The organism is Photobacterium swingsii (genome assembly GCF_024346715.1).
GTDB classification, from domain to species: Bacteria; Pseudomonadota; Gammaproteobacteria; order Enterobacterales; family Vibrionaceae; genus Photobacterium; species Photobacterium swingsii.
Window position 1 is genome coordinate 792,919 of record NZ_AP024852.1, and the last position, 23,123, is coordinate 816,041.

Genomic DNA, 23,123 nt, shown 5'->3' on the forward strand with positions numbered 1-23,123 from the left:
GCTTATCGCCATAAACAGAACATTGATTTGTAGTGAATTATGAAACCGTCCATTTTAGTTAAATTAGAAACTTTGGTTGAGCGTTACGAAGAGGTTCAACACCTTCTTGGTGATCCTGATGTATTGGCTGATCAAAATAAATTCCGTGCTTTGTCACGTGAATATTCTCAGTTAGAAGAAGTGACCAAAGCTTTCCAAGCATACCAGCAAGCGAAAGAAGATTTGGAAGCGGCTGAAGAAATGGCTCAAGAAGACGATCCTGAAATGCGTGAAATGGCGCAAGAAGAAGTGAAAGACGCGAAAGCGAACATCATTCGTCTGGAAGATGAGCTGCAAGTTCTATTGATCCCGAAAGATCCTAACGATGATTACAATTGTTTTGTCGAAATCCGTGCAGGTGCGGGTGGTGATGAAGCAGGTATCTTCGCGGGTGACTTGTTCCGTATGTATAGCAAATATGCAGAACGTCAAGGTTGGCGTATGGAAGTGATCAACGAAAACCGTTCAGAGCAAGGCGGTTACAAAGAGATGATCGCGAAAGTAAACGGTGAAGGCGCTTACGGTATTTTAAAATTTGAATCTGGTGGCCACCGTGTACAGCGTGTACCAGCGACAGAATCACAAGGCCGCGTTCATACATCGGCTTGTACCGTTGCTGTCATGGCAGAGATCCCAGAAGCTGAGCTTCCAGAGATCAAAGCGGCAGATTTAAAAATTGATACATTCCGTGCATCAGGCGCGGGTGGTCAGCACGTTAACACCACGGATTCAGCAATTCGTATTACGCACTTACCAACAGGCACTGTTGTGGAGTGTCAGGATGAGCGTTCACAGCACAAAAACAAAGCTAAAGCGATGGCTGTATTGGCTGCGCGTATCATCAAAGCAGAAGAAGAGCGTCGTCAAGAAGCGGAAGCAAGCACACGTCGTAACCTGCTAGGTTCGGGTGACCGTTCAGACCGTATTCGTACATACAACTACCCACAGGGTCGTGTATCGGATCACCGTATCACGCTGACTCTTTACCGTCTAAACGAAGTTATGGAAGGTGATTTAGATAGCTTGATTCAACCAGTATTGGTTGAGCACCAAGCGGATCAGCTTGCTGCTATGGCTGAACAAAACTAATGGCGCTGTCGATTGACGCTTTGCTTAAGCAAACTACAGCGCAATTGACCGATGCGGGCTCTGATAGCCCGCATATTGACGCTGCGGTATTACTTTGTCATGTTCTCGATAAACCACGCAGTTATTTGCTGACATGGCCAGAGAAAACCTTAGACGACCAACAGCAAATTGCATTTGATACTTTGCTTGCCCGCCGTCTTGATGGTGAACCGGTGGCGTATATTATTGGCGAACGCGAATTTTGGTCACTGCCTTTGAAAGTTGCACCGCACACCTTGATCCCTCGCCCTGATACCGAACGCTTAGTGGAGCTTGCTTTAGATAAAATGCCAAGCCAGCCATGCCGAGTCTTGGATTTAGGGACAGGAACAGGGGCTATTGCATTAGCGTTAGCCTCTGAGCGTGCTGATGCATCTGTGGTTGGTATTGATCTTCGTCCTGAGACCGCACAACTCGCAACTGAAAACGGTCAGCGTTTAGGTATCACCAATGCTACGTTTTTATCCGGTAGCTGGTATAGCCCATTAACGGCAGATGATCAGTTTGCGGTGATTGCGAGTAACCCGCCTTATATTGACGATCAAGACCCGCATTTATCGCAAGGTGACGTTCGCTTTGAACCATTAACGGCATTGGTTGCGCCTGATAATGGTCTTGCTGATATTCGTATTATCAGTGAGCAAGGTCGTCAGCACCTTCAGGTTAATGGTTGGCTGTTGATGGAGCATGGCTACGAGCAAGGTGAAGCCGTTCGTCAGATTTTACAGGATTTGGGGTATACCCAAGTAGAAACCGCTCAAGATTACGCAGGGTTAGATCGCGTAACCTTTGGGTGTTGGCAAGGATAGAGAGATAAAACTATGTATGCAGCTGCTAAACACATTCACATGTTGGCCATTGTTTTAAGTGTATTGTTATTTACGATCCGCTACTGCTTGATGATGGCAAACTCAACGTTGAATGAGAAAAAATTCCTCAAAATAGCCCCGCACGTGGTTGATACTATTTTATTGCTGTCAGGTGTGGCGCTGATCTTCATTACGGGTTTCATGCCTTTTACCGAAGCAGGTAGCTGGTTAACACAAAAACTAAGTTGTGTTCTGGCGTACATTGCATTGGGCTTTTTCACATTGAAATATGGTAAGAACAAAGTCTTTAAAACGTTCGCCTATTTTGGTGCGTTAGGCTGGGTTGTGGCAGCTGCAAATATTGCGATGACCAAAACATCATTTCTAGGGTGATTAACGTGAACTTTAGCCATGAAGAATTAGAGCAAATGCCGCTTGTTGAAGGGGCATTAGCCATGACTGCTTTGACGGACCCTGCCTTTCCGAAAGGTTGGGTACAAATCCAACTTGAGCGTATGGCGAAAGAAGCTGAGCATGCTTTGATGGATGAGCCTAACCCACATGTACGATTGGATGGTTTAATTCGTTTATTCTATCGAGAGTGGGGCTTTGAAGGTGATGAGCAGCAATACTTCTCGTCTGATAATATCTACTTAGACAAAGTATTAGATCGTAAGCGTGGCATTCCTGTTAGTTTAGGCGCTATTTTTCTTTATTTGGCTAATCACCTTGATTTACCCGTTAGTAGTGTCGGCTTTCCAACTCAGTTTATTTTAAAAGTAACGTGGTACCAAGGTGAGGTTCAGTATATCAACCCGTTTGATGGCGAGTTTTTGAGCATGCGTACTTTGCGCGGTTGGCTTAAAGGGGCAAAAGGCCCATTCGCTCAAATTGGTGATGCTGACTTAGCCAATGCGACCAATAGCGACATCATTAAGCGTTGGTTAACAGTCATGAAAAGCGCGTTGTTGCGTGAAGAACAATACACCGATGCATTGCGTTGTAGTGATCTTGCTTTGAAGATGCAGCCTGATGATCCACATGAAATCCGTGATCGCGGCTATATCTACCAAAAGTTGGACTGTAGCCATGCTGCCGCGTCTGACTATAGCTATTTTATAGAACAATGCCCTGAAGACCCCGCAGCTGAATTATTGAAGTTGCAAGTCGCAGCCCTGAACGAAGAGCCGCTGACCCTTCACTAATAAAGAGAAAAGATAATGATGGAACAGAAAGTAGTTCGCGTTGGCGATCTTGATGTAGCAAACGATAAGCCATTTGTCCTATTTGGTGGCATGAATGTGCTAGAGTCTCGCGATTTAGCGATGAAGATCTGTGAGCACTATGTTGAGGTGACAGATAAGCTTGGTATCCCTTATGTATTTAAGGCATCTTTCGATAAAGCTAACCGTTCATCTGTACATTCATACCGTGGTCCTGGTATGGAAGAAGGCCTGAAGATCTTCCAAGAGCTAAAAGATACGTTTGGCGTGAAGATCATTACGGATATCCACGAGCACCACCAAGCACAGCCTGTTGCTGACGTGGTTGATGTAATTCAACTTCCTGCTTTCCTTGCTCGCCAAACTGATCTTGTTGAAACTATGGCGAAAACAGGGGCTGTGATTAATGTGAAAAAACCACAGTTTATGAGCCCTGGCCAAGTGGGCAATATCACAGAAAAGTTTGCTGAGTGTGGTAATGAAAACATCATCCTTTGTGAACGTGGTGTTCTACACGGCTACGATAACTTAGTTGTCGATATGCTTGGCTTCGATGTGATGAAAAAAGCCTCAAAAGGCAGCCCTATTATCTTTGATGTGACACACTCTCTGCAGTGTCGTGATCCGCTTGGTGCCGCTTCTGGTGGTCGTCGTGAGCAAACAGTTGATCTTGCACGCTGTGGTCTTGCAGCTGGTATTGCAGGTCTATTTATGGAAGCACACCCAACACCGGATCAGGCGCTTTGTGATGGACCATCGGCCTTCCCATTGGATAAGCTAGAGCCGTTCCTGAAACAAATTAAACAACTTGATGATCTAGTGAAGTCTTTCGAGCCAATCGAAATTAACTAATTGTCAGTGCTTGTACGCTAGGACACTAGCAGAAAGCCCCAGTAAGTTCGCTTACTGGGGCTTTTTTGTTCAGTAATAAAAAAATGAAAATTGGAAAAATTCGGTGAATAACTCTGTGGCATCTTATTTTTCTAGGTTAATGAGTTATTCATCGCTTTTATAGTGGGTTATGTAACTATATATTTCATGGTTGTGGAGCGAGATGTTTGTCGTTCACTTTGTGAGAATTAAATGCCAAGCCGATATACTTCGACCAGATTTTAATTCCGCAGAAGTAGGTTGTAACGTGTCATTATCTCAAGATATACCATTAAGCAATGAAGGCGTGTCCAGTTCTTCATGGAGTAAACACGATACAAGTTGGATGCTTAGCCTGTTTGGTACCGCCGTTGGCGCGGGTATTTTATTTTTACCGATTAATATTGGGGCGGGTGGTTTTTGGCCTTTGGTATTAATGGCATTGCTTGCTTTCCCGATGACCTATTTCGCACACCGGGGTTTAGCGCGTTTTGTGCTATCTTCACGCAATGATCAAGCCGATTTTACTGATGTTGTGGAAGAGCACTTTGGCCGCTCTGCGGGCTTGGTGATCTCGGTTTTGTATTTTTTATCTATTTTTCCAATCTTGTTGATCTATGGCGTGGGTTTAACCAACACAGTCGATAGTTTTATTGTTAACCAGCTTGGTTTTGCTTCACCATCTCGTATTGTGCTTTCTGGCTTATTAGTCTTGGGCATGATCACTATTATGTTGGCTGGTGAGAAAGTGATGCTCAAAGCATTCGAGGTAATTGTTTACCCTCTGGCTGCCATTCTATTTGGTCTTTCACTGTACATGATCCCTAATTGGCATTTACCCACTATGAGTGTAATGCCGAGCATCGGTGATTTTTCATTGACGGTATGGTTATCTGTACCTGTGACTGTCTTTGCTTTCAGTCATGCCGCTGCTATTTCAAGTTTTGCTCAAGCACAGCGTCGTCATTACGCGAAAGCGGCAACAGAAAAAGCAGAGCATATTCTAAAGCGCACCTCGATGATGCTCATTGGTTTTGTACTGTTTTTTGTTTTTTCCTGTGTGTTAAGTCTCAGCCCTGCACAGTTATTAGAAGCCAAAGCGCAAAATGTCTCTGTGTTATCTTATCTTGCGAACATTCATGATAATCCATTCATTGTTCTGCTTGGTCCAGTGATTGCCTTTATCGCTATTTCTTCTTCTTTCCTCGGCCACTTTTTAGGGGCACGCGAAAGCTTTAACGGCCTGGTGCGTAAGCACTCACGTTTATCTTCTAACGCAACGGATAAAGTGGGCATTGTCTTTATGATGCTGAGCATTTGGGGGGCGGCAGTCATGAACCCAAGTATTCTCGGTATGATGGAGGCGTTCTCTGGCCCTGTGATTGCTATGATTTTATTTATTATGCCTGTTATTGCGGTTTATAAAGTGGAGTCTTTACGTCACTACCGTGGCAAGGTGAGTAACCACTTTATTTTGGTGGTTGGGGTATTAGCGGTATCGGCAATTTTATTTAATTTCTAGAACAGCGCAGATCGTTAATCGTTGCCTAGTTAGGTATTACTAACAGACGATAAAAAAGGGTATCACTTCATCAGTGATACCCTTTTTGTTTATCGTGTTTTTTCTATTTACAGCTTAAAGCGGTTAATTTCTTGTTGTAGCTGATGTGATAGTGAAGACAGTTCAGCGGCTTGGCGTGCTGCCTCATCGGCTTCAGAAGCGAGTTCATCGGATACATCGCGAATACCTTGGGTATTACGGGTGATCTCTTCAGTCACTGAGGATTGTTCTTCAGCAGCAGAAGCAATCTGTGTTGCCATATCACTAATATTGGTCACAGCAGTATTAATTTGTGACAAGCTTGCAGAGGCTGCGTTTGCGTCATCAACCGAGGTTTCAGCTAAGTGGCGGCTATTTTCCATGATACCAACAGCGCGACCAGTCGTTTGCTGCAGTGTCTCAATCATTTGCTGAATTTCTTGGGTGGAAGCATGAGTGCGTTGGCTCAGTACACGTACCTCGTCGGCAACTACGGCAAAACCACGGCCTTGTTCGCCTGCACGAGCAGCTTCAATCGCAGCATTCAATGCAAGTAGGTTAGTTTGCTCGGCAATCCCTTGAATGGTTGAAAGGATAGTGTTGATGCTTTGGGCGTGTGTGTTTAACTCGCCAATCACACCGGTTGCTGTTTCAACTTCACCGGCAAGGCTAGAGATAGAGTGCTGACTTTGAGTCACCTGAGTTGAACCATGCTCTGCTGCACTCACCGTTTCACCTGATGTTTGCGCGGTGTTATCTGCATTGCCTGCGATCTCTTGTGTTGCTGCTGCCATTTCGTTAATCGCAGTGGCAACCATATTGATCTCGTCTTGTTGGTGCTGAATACGTGTACTACGTTCTTCTGCTTGTGCTGCGGTAGTTTGCGCTTGTTGGCCTAATGAATCCGATACATCACGTAAGCGAATCACCATTTGATGCATATTGCCGACAAAGCGGTTGAAATTATGCGCTAGCATACCAATTTCATCTTCGCTGCGAGGCTCTAGGCGTTGTGTTAGATCGCCTTCACCTGATGCAATTTCAGCTAAGGCGTCAGAAACACGCATAAGATCGCGGAACAAGAAGTTCACCAACCAAGCAACGATTGCAACCACAATAATGGTAATAATAATAGAAGTGATGAATAGCTGGCTCATTAAGCTATGCATGCTGGCTTCTTCTGTTGCTTGATCCATTTCGATGCCAAGAATCCAATCAGTATTTGGAATAGCAGCAAAATAAACTAGCTTATCAACACCCTTGATTTGCATATCTTCAATCTGCTCTGAGCGCATTTGTGCTTCGATTGTCGATAGTGAAAAGGCGCTGCTGTAGCGATTAATCGGTTGCAGTAATAAAGACTTATCTGGGTGTGCTAAGAAGGTGCCATCTTGCTTATTAATCAACATAGCGTAAGCATTTTTGCCTGCGTCTAGGTTAATGACATCTTCAATCAGCTGATCAATTAAAACATCTGCCCCAACAACACCTTGCAGCTGACCATTTTTACGAACCGGTTCAGCAATCGTAACTAATAGTGCGTTTGTGATGGCGTCTTGATAGGCGGTAGTAATAATTTGTTTGCCAGCACTGTTTGCATCTTTGTACCAAGGGCGAGTACGTGGATCGTAGTCAGCTCGGTTACGTTCAGGATGAGAGCGGTACATGTCACCTTGTGGTGTACCAAAGAAAATATCGTCAAACCCACCAGCATTACGTGCTTGTTGCAGGAAAGGGACAACATCAGCTTGCTCTGTATGATCGTTAAATGCACTGGCGATGTCACGGCGGATGTTAACCCAGTCACTGATCCCATCAGTTGCAGCTGCTGATAGGCTGTTAACGCGTGAATAAACACCATTTCGGGTTTGGTCGTTGAGTTGGCTTGCTGCCAGCCAAGTTAAGGCTGTTGCCATTAGTACAACTGCCGAGAGGCTAGCACCAATGAGTTTTTGTTTTAATGTTAATGTCATGGTCTACTTCACTGTAGTATTCAGGAACGATTAGGGAACCTAAGTTTATAAACATACTTTTTAATATGCACGGGTATTTAATTAATTTATTAATATTTTTATTTATAGGAAATGACGCGTGTTTTTTATGACGCGTGGCATTCATAAAACGTCAAAAATAATGCGGTAAAATAGAAATGTTACTGAGGTGATGCTAACTAAGTTGCATTTAATTGCTTATTAAGATTTATAAATGGTGGGGTTTGGGAAAAAATATAAATGTGGGGCAATGATATAAATTAGCTGCAGTGATATTGAATTATGTATAAACATAAATGGGTGTTTGGCTTAAATAAATCGTATATACGTTATAAAAAGCCTAATGCTCATGCTGTTACTGAACATCAGGCTTTTAAATGGGCAAAGTTAGTGCGAATAACCTAATACTGCTAACGCGTTACAGTTTAAAGCGGTTTATCTCTTGCTGTAATTCATGTGATAGCTGAGATAGCTCAGCGGCCTGTCGCGCGGCTTCATCGGCTTCAAGTGCTAACTCATCAGACACATCACGAATACCTTGCGTATTTCGGGTGATCTCTTCTGTAACCGATGACTGCTCTTCAGCAGCAGAGGCTATTTGCGTTGCCATATCACTGATATTGGTTACGGCATTATTAATTTGCGAGAGGCTGGCAGAGGCAGCATTTGCATCATCAACTGAGGTTTCGGCTAGGTGGCGACTGTTTTCCATGATGCCCACCGCACGGCCTGTTGTTTGCTGCAAGGTTTCTATCATCTGCTGGATTTCTTGGGTTGATGCATGCGTGCGTTGGCTGAGTACGCGGACTTCATCGGCAACGACGGCAAATCCACGTCCCTGTTCACCGGCACGCGCGGCTTCAATGGCGGCATTCAGTGCAAGTAGGTTAGTTTGTTCGGCAATGCCTTGAATTGTAGACAAGATAGTATTGATGCTTTGAGCATGAGTGTTCAATTCACCAATCACACCTGTTGCCGTTTCTACCTCGCCAGCCAAGCTTGAAATAGAGTGCTGGCTTTGGATAACTTGCTCTGAACCATGTTCCGCAGCGCTAACTGTTTCACCGGATGTCTGCGCTGTGTTGTCAGCATTGCCTGCGATTTCTTGGGTTGCCGCTGCCATTTCGTTAATCGCCGTTGCAACCATATTGATTTCATCTTGTTGGTGCTGAATCCTCGTGCTGCGCTCTTCAGCTTGCGAGGCTGTTGTTTGTGCTTGTTGACCCAATGAATCAGATACATCGCGTAGACGTATTACCATTTGGTGCATGTTGCTAACAAATCGATTGAAGTTCAGGGCGAGTTGGCCGATTTCATCTTCGCTATGTGGTTCAATACGTTGAGTTAAATCGCCTTCACCATTTGCAATATCAGCTAATGCCGCTGATATTTTGGCGAGATCTTTAAATAGATAATTAATGATGAAATAAGTGGCAACTATTGATGCAATCGTACCTAGAGCGGCAGCCAAAATAAGGTTTTGCAGTAGTTGGTTATGGCTGGCTTCTTCTGTTGCACGATCCATTTGAATGGCAAAAATCCAGTTACTTGCGGCAATTTGACCAAAATAGATAAGCTTTTGTTGCTTATTTTCTTCATAAATTTGAATGCTGTGCTCATTCATCGCGCTATTGATCTGCTCAACAGTTAGCTCAGGAGCGAGTTGAGAAAGGGATTTTAGTATTAACTGGTTATTATGGTAAGCCAGAATGGTGCCTTGCTGAGTTAAAAGCATGGCATGGGCGTTTTCTCCTAAGTTGTAACTGGTGATCGTGTTTTGAAGTGAACTTAGGGTAATATCTGCGCCCATAACACCAATAGTTCGACCATTTTCTCGTACAGGGGTAGAAAAAGTCAGCATCGTTTGGTTATTGTTTGCACCTTTATAGGGAGCTGAAGTTACAACGCTAGATGCATTTAATGCTTGTTGATACCAGTCACGAGAGCGGGCATCAAACCCCGCAAGAGGTTGAGTTGTACCAGCAAGGTACATGTTGCCATTTAGATCAGCGAAAAAGACATCATTGAATTTACCTATCTCTTTAGCATTTTGCATAACAGCTTGCTGCTGTTTTGGATCTGTAATTTGGGATGTGGATTTTAGGATGGCTTTATGTTCGTTGATCCAATAATTAATCGCGTTGGTTGCCACATTCGTGACACTGGTTGCGCGGGCATATATACCACTGCGACTTTGTGAGAAAAGTTCGCCAGCGGCAAGCCAAGTCAAAGTACCCGTAACTAGCAGTATTGCAGTTAGTACACTACCGAGTATTTTTTGTTTCATTGTTAGATTCATGAAGGATGCTCTAAAACCGATTTATGGTATGTCGATCGGTATATTCTATAGTTAATGAGCAATCTATTCATCAGGTTTTATAGTAATTTTGTGATTTCATACCATTTAGGATTTTAATGGTTATTTGGATGTTTAGACGTCTAGATGTTGACTCTGTTAGAGGTTAGTTTTAGTCTAAGCCAAATTCTAAAATAGATGTCTATAGCCATCATGTCGAACACAACACAATCTCAGTCTGGCCAGCCTATTGCTCCGTCAGCACTTGCTCTTTTACCACTCGGTGTTTTCTTAACACTTTTTATTGGTGTAGGGAGTTATTTAACCTTTCAAGGTGTAGATTTTGCTTTCTATCAATTACCAGCACCTGTAGCGGCATTGCCTGCTGTTGTGGTTGCATTATTGATCAGCAAAAATAAGCTGAACAAAGCTATTGAGCAGTTTATTAAAGGGGTCGGCCATGGCGATATTATCGCTATGTGTATGATTTATTTATTAGCGGGTGCATTTGCTTCTGTAGCGAAAGCGACAGGGGGAGTTGATGCGACCGTTAATCTTGGTTTGTCGATGCTACCGTCAAGCTTGATCCTACCGGGTATCTTCGTTATTTCTGCTTTTATTGCTACGGCAATGGGTACTTCTATGGGGACGATTGCTGCTGTCGCACCTGTTGCACTTGGTATTGCGCAAGCGGCAGGTATGGACGTTGCGTTGACTGCTGGCGTCGTGTTAAGCGGCGCAATGTTTGGTGATAACTTATCCATTATCTCTGATACAACGATTGCTTCGACACGCTCGCAAGGCTGCCAGATGCGCGATAAATTCAAAGAGAATATCGGTATCGCTTTGCCTGCTGCGATCGCGGCGATTTTGTTATTTGCGTTTAGTAGCACTGCGACTGAAGTGCCTGCAACTGGCGATGTTGAATGGCTCAAAGTATTGCCGTACATCACCATTTTGGTACTTGCGGTATCAGGTGTTAACGTGTTTGTTGTTCTGAGTTTAGGTATTGTTCTGGCTGGTGGTGTTGGTTTAGCCGTGACAGAAGAGTACGGCCTTGCGACTTATGCTAAAGATATTTACGCAGGCTTTGGTAACATGCAAGAGATCTTTTTACTGTCGATGTTGATTGGTGGTATGGGGGAACTCATGCGTCAACAGGGTGGCTTAGCCTACCTTACCCAGCTGATTAGCCGTGTGATCAATGTGTTTAGTAAAGCGCATTCTAAAGGGCAAAACTTGCGAGCGAGTGAGCTAGGTATTGCTAGCCTTGTGAGCTTAACAAACTGCTGTACAGCCAATAATACTGTTGCAATTATCGTTTCGGGCGGTGTTGCGCGTGAACTGGCGGAAACGAATGGTGTAACGCCACGTCGTGCAGCCAGCTTACTTGATATTTTCTCGTGCGTTGTTCAAGGTATTTTGCCATACGGTGCCCAAGGTTTGTTATTGGGGTCAGTCTTTGGGCTTTCGCCGCTAGAAGTGGTTAGCCACTCTTATTACTGCTTCTTCTTAGCCATTGCTGCGATTGCTGCTGTATTTGTAAAACACGCGGCACGTGAAGCAACAACGGCCTAAATGGTATAGAAGCTATTATTAGCTAGCATAGATGACGCCAATTTTTATTAAGCTCTACTTCGGTAGAGCTTTTTTATGCAATTTTGCAATAAATCAGGCAATTAGCACCATAGTATGGTGATCTAACCAACATATTCATGAAATGGATGCCCTTGGTAACAGTAATTCTTTTAAACTAACGCTGATTTCTACTTCTAATAGTTGTCCTTTTAGGCACGACAAAGAGTAGTGGCATAAAGGAATAATAATAACTGACTTAAGGTGATATTCATGAAGCAACGCCTATTCGCGAAAACTGCATTAAGTGCAGCTTTACTTGCAGTACTTAGTGGTTGTGCAAGCCAAGCTGATAGTAACGCGCCGACTTGGGATGCTGATAAAGCTTACAAAATTACTATCCTTCACACGAATGATAACCATGGCCGTTTTTGGGAAAACAAATACGGTGAGTATGGTATGGCAGCACGTAAAACCTTGCTTGACCAAATTCGCACGGAAGTAAAAGCTGAAGGTGGCACCACGTTGCTTCTTTCTGGTGGTGATATCAATACGGGTGTACCAGAATCTGATCTTCAAGATGCAGAACCCGACTTTAAAGGCATGAACATGCTGGGTTACGATGCGATGGCATTGGGTAACCACGAATTTGATAACCCACTTGATGTACTGCGCAAGCAAGAAGGTTGGGCTGACTTCCCATTCTTGTCGGCTAACATCTACGATAAGAAAACGGGTAAACGTTTATTCCAGCCATACCAAATCTTCGAACAGCAAGGTATTAAAATCGCGGTTATTGGTTTAACAACTGAAGATACAGCGAAAATTGGTAACCCAGAATACATTGGCGGGGTTGAATTCCGCGATCCTAAAGCTGAAGCGAAAAAGATCATTGCTGAGTTACGCGAAACTGAAAATCCAGACGTGATTATTGCGGCGACGCACATGGGCCACTATGAAAATGGTAACCGTGGTGTGAATGCACCGGGTGATGTGGCGTTGGCTCGTTACCTGCAAGAAGGCGATCTGGATATGATCGTGGGTGGTCACTCGCAAGAACCTGTGTGCATGGAAGGTCCAAACATGTACAACAAGAATTTCAAGCCAGGTGATGCATGTAAGCCAGATAATCAAAATGGCACTTGGATTGTTCAAGCTCATGAATGGGGTAAATACGTAGGTCGTGCCGATTTTGAATTCCAAAACGGTGAGTTACGCATGGTGAGCTATGACTTAGTGCCAGTGAACTTGAAGAAAAAAGTGAAACTAGCCGATGGCTCGAAGAAACGTGTCTTCATTCAAGATGAAATTGCGCAAAATGAGGAAGTACTTGATTTCCTAACGCCTTACCAAGAAAAAGGCCAAGAACAGCTTAACGTTAAGATTGCGGAATCAAACGGTAAGTTGGAAGGGGATCGCAACGTTGTTCGCTTTAAGCAGACGAACCTAGGTCGCTTAATTGCGGCATCGCACATGCAACGTGCTAAAGCGGACTTCGCAGTAATGAACTCTGGCGGTGTGCGTGATTCTATCGCAGCAGGCGATATCACTTACAAAGACGTATTAACTGTGCAGCCGTTTGGTAATATCGTGACTTACACTGACATGAGCGGTGCTGAAGTACTTGATTACTTAAATGTTGTTGCGACTAAACCTGTTGATTCAGGCGCTTATGCACAGTTCTACGGTATTTCAATGACAGTTGCAGATGGTAAAGTAAGCAACGTTGTTCTCAACGGTAAGAAACTCGATCCTAAAGCGACATACCGTTTTACCGTGCCTAGCTTTAATGCTGCAGGTGGTGATGGTTACCCTAAATTGGCTGACCACCCTGGCTATGTAAATACTGGCTTTGTGGATGCTGAAGTTCTAAAAGAGTTCCTAGAGAAAAACAGCCCAGTCGATGTGAACAAGTTCGCACCAAAAGGTGAAATCACTTACCTTTAAACTCTGATATTTTTCCGTTAATGAATGGCTCCTATTAAGGAGCCATTTTTTTATTTGATGAAAAGCGTATGATATTTGGATGCCAGCATCATACTGGCGTATTACAAATAAAAGAGAGATATTATTATGACGCCGGCGATTAAATTGGCTAAAAAACAAGGCATTAATTATGACGTGCACCAGTATCAGCACGATCCGGCTAACACTAATTTTGGCTTAGAAGCGGCAGAGGCGTTAGGGCAAAACCCTGAACAAGTGTTTAAAACCCTGCTGTTTAGCCTAAATGGCGATCCGAAAAAACTGGCTGTTGCTGTGGTGCCTGTGGCTGGGATGTTGGATTTAAAAGCGGCGGCAAAAGCGGCAGGTGGTAAGAAAGCCGACATGGCTGATCCTACAATTGCAGAGAAAACCACAGGTTACATTGTGGGCGGTATTAGTCCGTTGGGGCAAAAGAAACGCTTACCAACCTTCATCGATGCTTCTGCACAAGGCTACGATACCATTTGTGTTAGTGCGGGGCGTCGTGGTCTAGAAATTGAATTAGCACCACAAGACTTGGCGAAGCTAACTCAAGGTAACTTTGCTCCGATTGCTAAAGTGTAAGCGCCAATACTTAGATGAGATAGCAAACGCAGTATGAAAAACATCAACCTAAACCTACTGGTGACGTTACAAGTTTTGCTTGAAGAATGTCACGTTAGCCGAACAGCGACCAAGTTACATCTGACGCAGTCAGCGGTTAGCCGCCAGTTGACGCAACTGCGTGATATTTTTGGTGATCCCTTGTTAGTTCGTGATGGTAATCAGCTACTGAAAACCCCAAAGGCGGAGCAGTTGAAGGTGCGGGTTGATGCTATGCTCAGTGATTGTCAAAGTATTCTGCAACTCGATACCTTTGATCCACAGACATGGCACGATAGGGTCGTGCTGTCATCGTCTGATTATGTGGCACAGTATATTTTGCCTGATGTTGTCGAATCACTGCGTCACCATGCCCCTCACGTTTCCGTAGAATACCAACTTTGGCAGCAAGACTTTTATCATCAGTTAGGGCAACGGGATATTCAGTTATTCTCTTCGATGTTACCAAGTTTGCCAGAAGGTCTTTGTGGTGAATCGATAGGCGCTGATTACCCGGTATGTGTAATGAGCCAAGCGCATCCGTTGGCGCAAAAAACAGAAATCTCACTTGATGACTTTCTTGCATATAGTCATATATCCGTTTCTGGTGGCGGTGATAAAGACAGCTTCATTGATCGTTATTTAGCGTCTCAGGGGTGTGAGCGAGATGTGAAATTTCGAGTGCCATTTTTTACTGCAGCATTCAATACCTTGTGCCGCAGCGATATGTTGATGGTGGTGCCAGAGCATATTGCTCATAACATGAAACCAACTTATCCCCTTCATTTTTTGCCATTGCCTATACCCGTTGAACAGCATAAATACTGGTTGATGTGGCACCCTAAATATCACAGCGACCTCTCACATCAGTGGTTGCGTCAGCATGTGTTGCGGATTATGCGTGATTCTATGTACTCAATGGATATGAGTTGAAATCATAAGCTTGATGATTTCTTTTGATTTCAATTAATAGTGCAGCCTTGATATTGTCACCGACAGTTTGATAAATAACAGTTGCACGGAGTTAGCGAATGACGCTAAGTATTTGGTTTTCCCTCTTTCTTATTTCGGCCTTAGGTGCAATGTCACCGGGTCCTAGCCTTGCTGTCGTTGCTAAGCATAGTCTCGCCAGTGGACGTATGCATGGGATGATCACGTCCTGGTCACACTCTTTGGGCGTGGGGATTCATGCTTTACTTGGCATTTTAGGACTCGCGGTAGTTCTAAAACAGTCACCGACGCTTTTTACTGCTATTAGCTACGCAGGTGCTGGATATTTAGCTTACCTTGGGGTGAATGCACTGCGTTCAAAAGGGGGAATTGCTGCTAAGTTAAAAGCAGGTGAGTCAACAACCATGATTGAAGCGGCACGTGATGGTTTAATGATCTCATTATTAAACCCTAAATTAGCGTTGTATTTTATTGCTTTATTTAGTCAGTTCGTTGCGCTAAGTGCAGAATTAAGTAGCCGTGTGATTATTGTGGCGACGCCCATCATTGTCGATGGTTTGTGGTATACCCTTATTGCGATTATTTTGTCGCGTCCAAAGGTCTTAGAGAAGCTACGTGCCAAAGCACATTGGATTGATCGTGTCTCAGGCGTTGTGTTGATCTTGCTGGCTATGCGAGTCGTTTACATGGCGTAGCAGAATGTGCGATTGAAACAAAAAAGGAGCGATGAGCTCCTTTTTTAATGTTTGCGGTTAGCCTTTTTTGCTGAGATGACGTTCTCGATTTTCGAGCTTCTTCTCAGGTGATTTCTTTAGCATCACATATAACGCACCGTTGCCACCATGTTGGCGAAGTGCCGAGTGGTAGCACATTACTTCACTGATTTGCTCTAGCCAAGTTGAAACATAGCTCTTCATTAAGGCTGGTGGGTTTGAACGTTCACCTTTGCCGTGCACGATAATGACGGTACGAATATCCATCCGGTGACATTGACGTAGAAATTGCAGCACTTCGTCGCGGGCTTGTTTTAATGTTTTACGGTGAAGATCAAGGCGCGCCTGAATGTCGTATTTACCTAGGCGCATTTTCCGAAATACACCCTCTTGAACGCCATCTCGCTTAAATTCCAACATATCATCAGGTTTACACATTTTGGCGTAATCCAGTGAGAGGTATTCAGGATCATTGTTGGTCAGGGTTTGTGCGGCAAGACGGCGTGCAAGATGCGCATCAGTTACTTGATGCTTGGCCGTGGTTTCAATTTTATCTTGGGTGATTGGCGCAACGTCGGCCATCATCTCTTTAAAGAGATCGAGTTCATCGTTATCTGACATGATGATATAGCTTAAGAAACGGGTCTTTCTAGTATATCAATTTGTAATTGGAAATGTTGTGGCGTGAAATGATTAAATAGGAAGGCTTCAATCTGAGCGAATTTTCAGACTGAAGCTACGTCATAGGCCAGAAGAAAAGTGACCAGGGTCAAGCTACTCTTTGCGGTCGTGCAAACAATAAAGACCCCGGGTCAGCAAAAATGTATTTTGCTTAATGGCTCTAGTGAGGAGAGGGTGCCGAGAGCACTTTGTAAACAAAGAACCCACCGAAAAAGATCATTAATCCTAGTGCGCCAAAGATCACGATCATTGAAGATAGGCCAACGGCATTACCGAAGAGGAGATCTAACCAAAAGTCCATGTTAATCCTTAGCATCGCTGAATAATGCTGACACGATACCCAATGATAACGATTTGTTATGATGATCTAGATCAATGGTATTAAAACTGTATGCAAGTTGTACTTTGCTTTGTGTGTCAGATCACTCTAAGTGCGTGATATTAAGCAAAATGCGCGTTAGATAAGCAACTGATCTTTTAAAGTGAAAAAAAACACGTTAAGTGCTTGCGTAATTTACCGTGCTGAGTATTATAAGCGACCTCGACAGCAATCCTGTTGAGTCAGTCGGTGAATAGCGCAGCTTGGTAGCGCATCTGGTTTGGGACCAGAGGGTCGGGGGTTCGAATCCCTCTTCACCGACCACTATTATTTCTGTTGGATGTATATCGGGCAGAATAATCTGGTAAGATTTAAAATATACTATGTCGGTGAATAGCGCAGCTTGGTAGCGCATCTGGTTTGGGACCAGAGGGTCGGGGGTTCGAATCCCTCTTCACCGACCACTTTATTTCTGTTGGATGTATGTCGAGCAGAATAATCTGGTAGGATGTAAAATATACAGCTCGGTGAATAGCGCAGCTTGGTAGCGCATCTGGTTTGGGACCAGAGGGTCGGGGGTTCGAATCCCTCTTCACCGACCACCTTTAAAGCCTCGTCGAAAGACGAGGCTTTTTTCGTTCAAGCGAATGTGGATTTGTGTAGTGGATGGCGCAGTTTGGCCGCGCATCGCAGCTCTGTAGAGTGGCGGATCAGAGGGTCGGGGGTTCCCAGATCTTCAAAAGCAGGCTCTTCACCGACCATCTTTAAAGCCTCGTCGAAAGACGAGGCTTTTTTCGTTCAAGCGATAGAACATTTATGAGGTGTGTAGCGTAGCTTGGTAGCGTATCTCTGCTTTTTTGTATATGTCTCCACTGGCATATACAGTTTTATTTTATTTTATTTTATTTTATTTTATTAGGCTCTTGTTTTGTCTGTATTTTGTTCAAATGGACGATAAATAGCGGTAAATTAATGCGTTTATTAGACTTGATGCGTAGTGGTGCTAAAATTGCGCATCAAAAATTTATAAGTGTATGTCATGAAAGCGCTAATTCTATTCTCTTGTATTCTTCTAACTTTAACTGGCTGTGCAACGAAAAAGATCCGAATTGAGCCTGGTGCTCAAAACATTGCTAAGATTTCAGAGACTTCAGCTCGCCTGCTAGGTTGTCAGTTATTAAAAGCCCACACCATTAAAGATGCTCACCCTAACAATGTGGATCGTGAGTTAAAAAATGTGACTTTCCAAAGTGGTGGTAGTCATTACAGCATTGTTGAAGTATTGGAAACCCGTAAGCGTCGCCCATCAAGCGTAGTGGCTGCAATTTACCAGTGTTCAGCAAATGCTCCTCAAGAAACTAACAATGCTGACGCAGTTAAGCTTTTGCCGGGCGCGCACCAAGTAAAAGCGATCACTTTTGCTGAAATTGAAAATACGGCTTGTAAGGTGTTGGGCTCTCAGTTCATTAAAGAAACGACGCCTGAAAACCTAGAGGTGAATCTTGCGAATGAAGCGTACATGATGTCGGGTAATCGTTACCAAGTCACTAAGATTGTTGCGACAGAGCACGGTGCACCAACTTCAGTTTACGCTGATATTTATCGTTGTAAGCATCAAACAGCACATTATTAAGTGTCTGCTGATAAATGAAATGCCCCATCGAAAGACGGGGCATTTTTTGTTTAGCTGAACCTATTCCTGCTCAACCCTAATTAATGTTGAAGTATCGAAACCTTTTTTGTTCGCATCAGTGATAAATTTTTCCATGATGCTAGGGTCGACTTGTGGTGTACGTGATAGTAGCCATAAGTAGTCTTTGCTATAGCCAGACACAAAGGCGTAATCGTAATTCTCACCTAATTCAAAAATAACGTACGATGAATAGAAAGGTCCCCAAAAAGAGACTTTTAGGTGGCCAATATCGTTTTTATCGACAAAATAGGCCTTTCCTATTGCTTCGCTCCATTGTTCTTTTTCTGCTGAAAATCCGCGGTTAATAACACTGATACCTTGGTCATCACGCAGCGCGTAAGTTGCAGTGACATTGGATAGTCCAGACTCAAAGGAATGATCTAACCTAGCGACTTCATACCATTGGCCAAGAAAGCGGTTAATGTCAAAAGATTGAACAGGTTCAACGTTATCCGGTATAGATGTGCAGCCTGTTAGTAAAGCTAGTGATAATAAAAACGCTTTTAGCGGCATACTTCCATCCTTGAGAGGGGTGATTGTGAAGCTGAAACTTGATTGATTATGTCGATCACCACTCACACTGGGATTTTTCGGTTTGGGTTAGCAACTGAACACTAAAGCCTTTTTCTTTTAATAGGTTTGGGAGTCCTTGCTTACCAATTAGATGAAAGGCACCGACGACTAGCATGTAATTTCCTGCCGGGTATTTTTTCATATCGCTCAGTTGTTCAACCCAGTTGGTATTACGCTGATCAATGAGCATAAAATCTGTTTCATCTGAGTAACTACTCGCAATAAATAAACGGTCGAGTTTTTCTTTATCGCCGTCTTGCCAAGCGGCAATGAGGCAGTCGAGTTGATCATCGACTTCATCCCAATCATGAATGGTCTCCAGCAGCATGTCTAACCCATTGTTTGGTAGCTTCTTCATCATATCAAGCTGTTTGGCAACACTCTCTAATTGATGAATGGGCATTGATTGGTTTGCGGCTCGTTCTAGTAAAATATAATCGACCCCTAATTCCGTTTGCAGTCCAAGGTTATAAGCCAGTGCTAATTGAATACTCATTACGCTATACCATGGTGGGGCATAAGCCAGGTCATTGGGGGCGAGTTTTAGCTGTTTGGCTATTTGGTTGAGCTTTTGTGTGTCTGACTCATTAAGTAGTGCATGAGTGAGAGGCGGATTAAAGGTGAAAGATGGCATCTTGGTATCAAGAATATTGGCTTCAACGATTAATCCATCAGCGGCTTGCCAGTGGTTGAGGAAAATTTCAGGTAGTGGGTACATATCTTGAGTACCTACGTGGATAGAGCCTAAAATTGTAAATTGGCGGTGACCATCAGTGGCGTGCCAAACCATAGGTTCAGCAAAGGCGCTGGAAGCCAAAAAAGGTAAAACGATAAACAACTTCGAGATGAAAGATTTTAGCATAACGCACCAAAGGTCATTGTTTCAGTTAGATATATCATAGCTCTTAAACTTGAACAATTTATCCCTATGGCGCGTTAATGTTATGTCACAGCCGTTATTGGTGACTTATCGAGAGGGGTGTAACCAAAACCACCAAACAATAAATGCAATAAGGGCGACCCCGATAATGAGTACCATCTTAGCTCTCCTTCTTATTTGGGGTGAATAGACGTAGTCGATTCGCATTGCTAACAACAGTAATGGAAGACAGAGCCATTGCTGCACCTGCTACGACAGGGCTTAGTAAGGTTCCTGTGAAAGGAAAGAGTAGCCCTGCAGCAATTGGGATCCCTAGCGAATTATAAATAAAGGCACCAAAGAGATTCTGCTTCATATTATTCAGTGTGGCTTGAGAAAGCTGTAAAGCATCTGCCACGCCATGGAGAGAGTGGCGCATTAGAGTGAACTGTGCACTTTCAATTGCGACATCACTACCACTTCCCATTGCAAGACCAACCTCGGCTTGAGCAAGGGCTGGGGCATCATTAATACCGTCTCCCACCATGGCAATGCGTTGTCCTTGCTGCTGAAGGTCGGTAATTAACTGCGCTTTACCATCGGGTAATACGCCAGCAATAACACGATCAATGCCTGCTTGTTTGGCAATGGCTTCTGCAGTGACTTCGGTGTCACCCGTAAGCATGACGACATTGAGCTTCATGGCTTGCAACCGGCTGATGGCTGCCGCCGAATCGGCGCGTAGTGGATCGCTGACAGCAAAGACTCCCGCTAATTTTTGGTTTACTGCAAAGAACACAACAGTTGCGCCTGTTTGTGCGAGCTTCAAGTTATCTGCTTGTGCCATTTCAGTCGAGATACCATGCTGTTCCAGTAGAGCAGCGTTGCCTAGCAGTAGCTCATAGTGAGTTTTCGTTGCTGGCGAACTAAGATTCCCGACAACACCTAACCCTGGTATTGCTTTAAATTGGGCATTGTCATCCAGTGTTAGCGATTGTGCTTGTGCTTCTTGAACAAAGGCTTTTGCAAGCGGGTGCTCAGAATGAAGCTCTAAACTTGCTGCTAAGCTGAGCAGGGTTTGTTTACTGTAATCACTATAGCTAATGGTTTCAGTGACACGTGGTTTACCTTCCGTAATTGTTCCTGTTTTGTCCAACACGACAGTATCGATATTAGCAGCAACTTGCATGGCTTCTGCATCTCGAATAAGTACACCGTATTCAGCAGCACGGCCAATGCCAACGGTAACCGACATTGGGGTGGCTAAGCCAAGCGCACATGGGCAGGCAATAATGAGCACTGTGGTTGCTGTGACTAACATATACACAGCGGAAGGTTGCGGACCGAAGTAGTACCATGCCATTGCGGTAACTGTTGCAATGATCATGACAGCAGGTACAAAAATGGCGGAGATTGAATCGGCCAGCTTTGCCAGTGCAGGTTTACTACTTTGTGCTTGGCGAACCAGTTGGATGATACGCGCTAGCATGGTGTCGTTACCGATTTGCTCGGCTTTAAACAGCAGACTGCCATTTTGATTGATAGTACCGGCATGAATCGTGTCACCAGACTGTTTGTTTACGGCTAGTGGCTCACCGGTCAGCATGGATTCATCAATGTAGCTATCGCCTTGTTCAACAACACCATCTACCGGTACTTTTGCGCCAGGACGTAAACGTACCAGCATGCCTTTTTGAACCTGATCAAGTTCGACTTCGATTTCCTCACCGTTGCGAACAATGATAGCGGTTTGAGGCTGTAGATCGATCAAACGCTCTATGGCTTGAGAGGTACGTGTTCGCGCTTTTGCTTCCAGCGCATGCCCCAGTGTAATTAAGCCTAAGATCATCGCAGACGCTTCATAATAAACATGGCGAGCTTGCGGCGGGAACCAGTCTGGTGCAATGACCACTAGGGTGGAGTAGACCCATGCTGCACCAGTGCCCAGTGCAACTAAGGTATCCATGCTTGCACGGTGATGTAGAAAGGCTTTGTAAGCATTGACGTAAAAGTGACGGCCTGTAGTAACTAAGAGTACAAGCGCAATGACCCCGATAAATCCCCAGCCCATTTGGCTTGCTGTGGAGTCTATCATCATGCTGCCACCAAATACTCCCCAAGCCATCAATGGAACACCGATACTCAGTGCGATGATTGCGTTACGGATATGGGTTTTATAGCTGGTGGTTTGCTGCTCTTGTTGGCGCTGGCGACGAGAGTGTTCATCTTCGCTGACTTCTGCACCGTAACCCGCCTCAATAACAGCAGTAATAATATCAACATCAGCGGCAGTACCACTGACTAATGCAGTGCGTTCAGCCAAGTTAATATTAGCCGTTAGTACCCCTGCGACACTGAGAATTGCTTTCTCTACCGAAGAAACACAACTGGCGCATGTCATGCCTGTTAGTAAAAACTGCGTCGTTTGTTGGTTAGCCAGATCTTCAACCTGAGTGGCCGTTCTAGTGCCAATATCGGCTTGGTGCTGTTTTTGGTTTGTTTCTGCATTTGTTTGCTCAGTGCTTGCTGATATTTCAGTATCAGTGTTCGCTGTGGTATCACTAAATTCAGGTGAGGCGATGGTGGCTTGGAAGCCTAGCTGTTCAATGATTTCAATAAGCGTGGTTGTTGTGAGGGCACTGGAAATGACAGCACTATTCTTCGTCACACTAAACTGGCTAATATCCGCTTGTTCACCCAGTGCTTTCTCCACTTTAGCGACACATTTTCCGCAGCTTAGTCCACTGAGTGCCAAGGTGATAGTCGGTTGTTGTTCAACCCGGTAACCTAAAACAGTAACAATTTCACTGATCTCTTGCGTAGAAATAAGTCCAGAAATATCGAGCTGGTGCTTAGTGACTGTGGCTTTACTGACGAGTGGGTGTTGATCGAAAGCTTGCTGTACCTTGGCAACACAGCGTCCGCATGACAAGCCTGCTAGTGGTAATGAATGTTGTTGACCGACGCCATAACCGAGATCTTCGATAACGGAAAAGATCGCGCGTAAGGGTTCTTCAGTGCTCACCTTTGCTTTTTTTGTATCGACATCCGCGGTGGTATTGGGTAGCGCTGTTAAAGCCGCTTTTATTTTATTAGCGCAGTTCATGCAGCGAACTTGGCTTAAAGGTAGATGAAATTCAGCCATAGTTTTAACCTTAATCAAATAGGTATAAGGCGGCAGCATGGTAGATCAATGAGTCGATTGCTTTGCTAGCACACTGTCGATGGAATACGAGTTAGGTCATAGCATAAACCTTCCATCAACTGGAAGGTCAACACTATTTATGCGATGCTA

General features: G+C 44.2%; 19 protein-coding genes and 3 tRNA genes. 15 read left to right on the plus strand and 7 right to left on the minus strand.

All coding sequences use genetic code 11. From position 1 onward, the window contains the following. Positions 1-39: 39 nt before the first annotated feature. From prfA to OCU77_RS04005, 6 genes are all read left to right on the plus strand, one after another. Positions 40-1,128, plus strand: coding sequence for a peptide chain release factor 1 (prfA, locus tag OCU77_RS03980; protein ID WP_048900988.1), 1,089 nt, complete (start codon positions 40-42; stop codon positions 1,126-1,128). Continuing rightward, positions 1,128-1,976, plus strand: coding sequence for a peptide chain release factor N(5)-glutamine methyltransferase (gene prmC, locus OCU77_RS03985; protein WP_048900989.1), 849 nt, complete (start codon positions 1,128-1,130; stop codon positions 1,974-1,976). The genes prfA and prmC overlap by 1 nt, the downstream gene beginning before the upstream one ends. A 12-nt stretch (positions 1,977-1,988) precedes the next feature. Next, positions 1,989-2,369 carry a SirB2 family protein gene (locus OCU77_RS03990; protein ID WP_107302316.1) on the plus strand — a complete coding sequence of 127 codons (381 nt, stop codon included), beginning with the start codon at positions 1,989-1,991 and terminating at the stop codon, positions 2,367-2,369. Between the two features lie 35 nt (positions 2,370-2,404). Further along, positions 2,405-3,181 carry a SirB1 family protein gene (locus OCU77_RS03995; protein WP_048901001.1) on the plus strand — a complete coding sequence of 259 codons (777 nt, stop codon included), beginning with the start codon at positions 2,405-2,407 and terminating at the stop codon, positions 3,179-3,181. A gap of 15 nt (positions 3,182-3,196) precedes the next feature. Continuing rightward, positions 3,197-4,051, plus strand: a complete 855-nt coding sequence (kdsA, locus tag OCU77_RS04000) for a 3-deoxy-8-phosphooctulonate synthase (RefSeq protein WP_048900990.1) — start codon at positions 3,197-3,199, stop codon at positions 4,049-4,051. 286 nt (positions 4,052-4,337) lie between these two features. Beyond that, positions 4,338-5,591: an aromatic amino acid transport family protein gene (locus OCU77_RS04005; protein WP_048901002.1), complete on the plus strand. Its 1,254-nt coding sequence runs from the start codon at positions 4,338-4,340 to the stop codon at positions 5,589-5,591. A 107-nt stretch (positions 5,592-5,698) separates the two neighbouring features. Here OCU77_RS04005 and OCU77_RS04010 read toward each other — a convergent pair whose 3' ends face one another. Together OCU77_RS04010 and OCU77_RS04015 are read right to left on the minus strand one after the other, a co-directional pair. Then, complete coding sequence (locus OCU77_RS04010) at positions 5,699-7,582, minus strand: methyl-accepting chemotaxis protein (RefSeq protein ID WP_048900991.1); 1,884 nt, start codon at positions 7,580-7,582, stop codon at positions 5,699-5,701. A 436-nt stretch (positions 7,583-8,018) separates the two neighbouring features. Beyond that, positions 8,019-9,899: a methyl-accepting chemotaxis protein gene (locus OCU77_RS04015; RefSeq protein WP_048900992.1), complete on the minus strand. Its 1,881-nt coding sequence runs from the start codon at positions 9,897-9,899 to the stop codon at positions 8,019-8,021. A gap of 210 nt (positions 9,900-10,109) precedes the next feature. Between OCU77_RS04015 and OCU77_RS04020 the strand changes: the two genes are divergently transcribed. The 5 genes from OCU77_RS04020 (at position 10,110) to OCU77_RS04040 (ending at position 15,685) form a co-directional block, all read left to right on the plus strand. Continuing rightward, a complete protein-coding gene (locus OCU77_RS04020; protein WP_048900993.1) occupies positions 10,110-11,474 on the plus strand; it encodes a Na+/H+ antiporter NhaC family protein in 1,365 nt (454 codons plus the stop codon). Positions 11,475-11,744: 270 nt separating this feature from the next. After that, positions 11,745-13,418, plus strand: a complete 1,674-nt coding sequence (ushA, locus tag OCU77_RS04025; RefSeq protein WP_048900994.1) for a bifunctional UDP-sugar hydrolase/5'-nucleotidase UshA — start codon at positions 11,745-11,747, stop codon at positions 13,416-13,418. Positions 13,419-13,544: 126 nt separating this feature from the next. Beyond that, entirely contained in the window at positions 13,545-14,021 is a 477-nt protein-coding gene (ybaK, locus tag OCU77_RS04030; RefSeq protein ID WP_048900995.1) for a Cys-tRNA(Pro) deacylase, read from the plus strand. Between the two features lie 33 nt (positions 14,022-14,054). Then, positions 14,055-14,972: a LysR family transcriptional regulator gene (locus OCU77_RS04035; RefSeq protein WP_048900996.1), complete on the plus strand. Its 918-nt coding sequence runs from the start codon at positions 14,055-14,057 to the stop codon at positions 14,970-14,972. A 98-nt stretch (positions 14,973-15,070) separates the two neighbouring features. Next, complete coding sequence (locus OCU77_RS04040; RefSeq protein WP_048900997.1) at positions 15,071-15,685, plus strand: LysE family translocator; 615 nt, start codon at positions 15,071-15,073, stop codon at positions 15,683-15,685. Between the two features lie 57 nt (positions 15,686-15,742). On the opposite strand, the gene smrA is transcribed toward OCU77_RS04040, so the two are convergent. Further along, positions 15,743-16,324 carry a DNA endonuclease SmrA gene (gene smrA, locus OCU77_RS04045; protein WP_048900998.1) on the minus strand — a complete coding sequence of 194 codons (582 nt, stop codon included), beginning with the start codon at positions 16,322-16,324 and terminating at the stop codon, positions 15,743-15,745. A gap of 220 nt (positions 16,325-16,544) precedes the next feature. Further along, complete coding sequence (locus OCU77_RS04050; protein ID WP_048900999.1) at positions 16,545-16,685, minus strand: DUF3149 domain-containing protein; 141 nt, start codon at positions 16,683-16,685, stop codon at positions 16,545-16,547. Between the two features lie 265 nt (positions 16,686-16,950). Between OCU77_RS04050 and OCU77_RS04055 the strand changes: the two genes are divergently transcribed. The 4 genes from OCU77_RS04055 to OCU77_RS04070 all read left to right on the plus strand — a co-directional run bounded on the left by OCU77_RS04055 (position 16,951) and on the right by OCU77_RS04070 (position 18,336). Next, a tRNA-Pro gene (locus tag OCU77_RS04055) sits at positions 16,951-17,027 on the plus strand. Between the two features lie 63 nt (positions 17,028-17,090). After that, positions 17,091-17,167, plus strand: a tRNA-Pro gene (locus OCU77_RS04060). 61 nt (positions 17,168-17,228) lie between these two features. Beyond that, a tRNA-Pro gene (locus tag OCU77_RS04065) sits at positions 17,229-17,305 on the plus strand. A 437-nt stretch (positions 17,306-17,742) separates the two neighbouring features. Beyond that, complete coding sequence (locus tag OCU77_RS04070; protein WP_048899696.1) at positions 17,743-18,336, plus strand: hypothetical protein; 594 nt, start codon at positions 17,743-17,745, stop codon at positions 18,334-18,336. Positions 18,337-18,396: 60 nt separating this feature from the next. Here the strand turns inward: OCU77_RS04070 and OCU77_RS04075 are convergent, their stop codons facing one another. From OCU77_RS04075 to OCU77_RS04085, 3 genes are all read right to left on the minus strand, one after another. Further along, on the minus strand, positions 18,397-18,909 hold the full coding sequence (locus tag OCU77_RS04075) for a lipocalin family protein (RefSeq protein ID WP_048899697.1): 513 nt from the start codon (positions 18,907-18,909) through the stop codon (positions 18,397-18,399). 55 nt (positions 18,910-18,964) lie between these two features. Then, positions 18,965-19,831, minus strand: coding sequence for a TraB/GumN family protein (locus OCU77_RS04080; RefSeq protein ID WP_048899698.1), 867 nt, complete (start codon positions 19,829-19,831; stop codon positions 18,965-18,967). Positions 19,832-20,009: 178 nt separating this feature from the next. After that, positions 20,010-22,973, minus strand: coding sequence for a cation transporter (locus tag OCU77_RS04085; RefSeq protein ID WP_048899699.1), 2,964 nt, complete (start codon positions 22,971-22,973; stop codon positions 20,010-20,012). Positions 22,974-23,123: the final 150 nt, after the last annotated feature.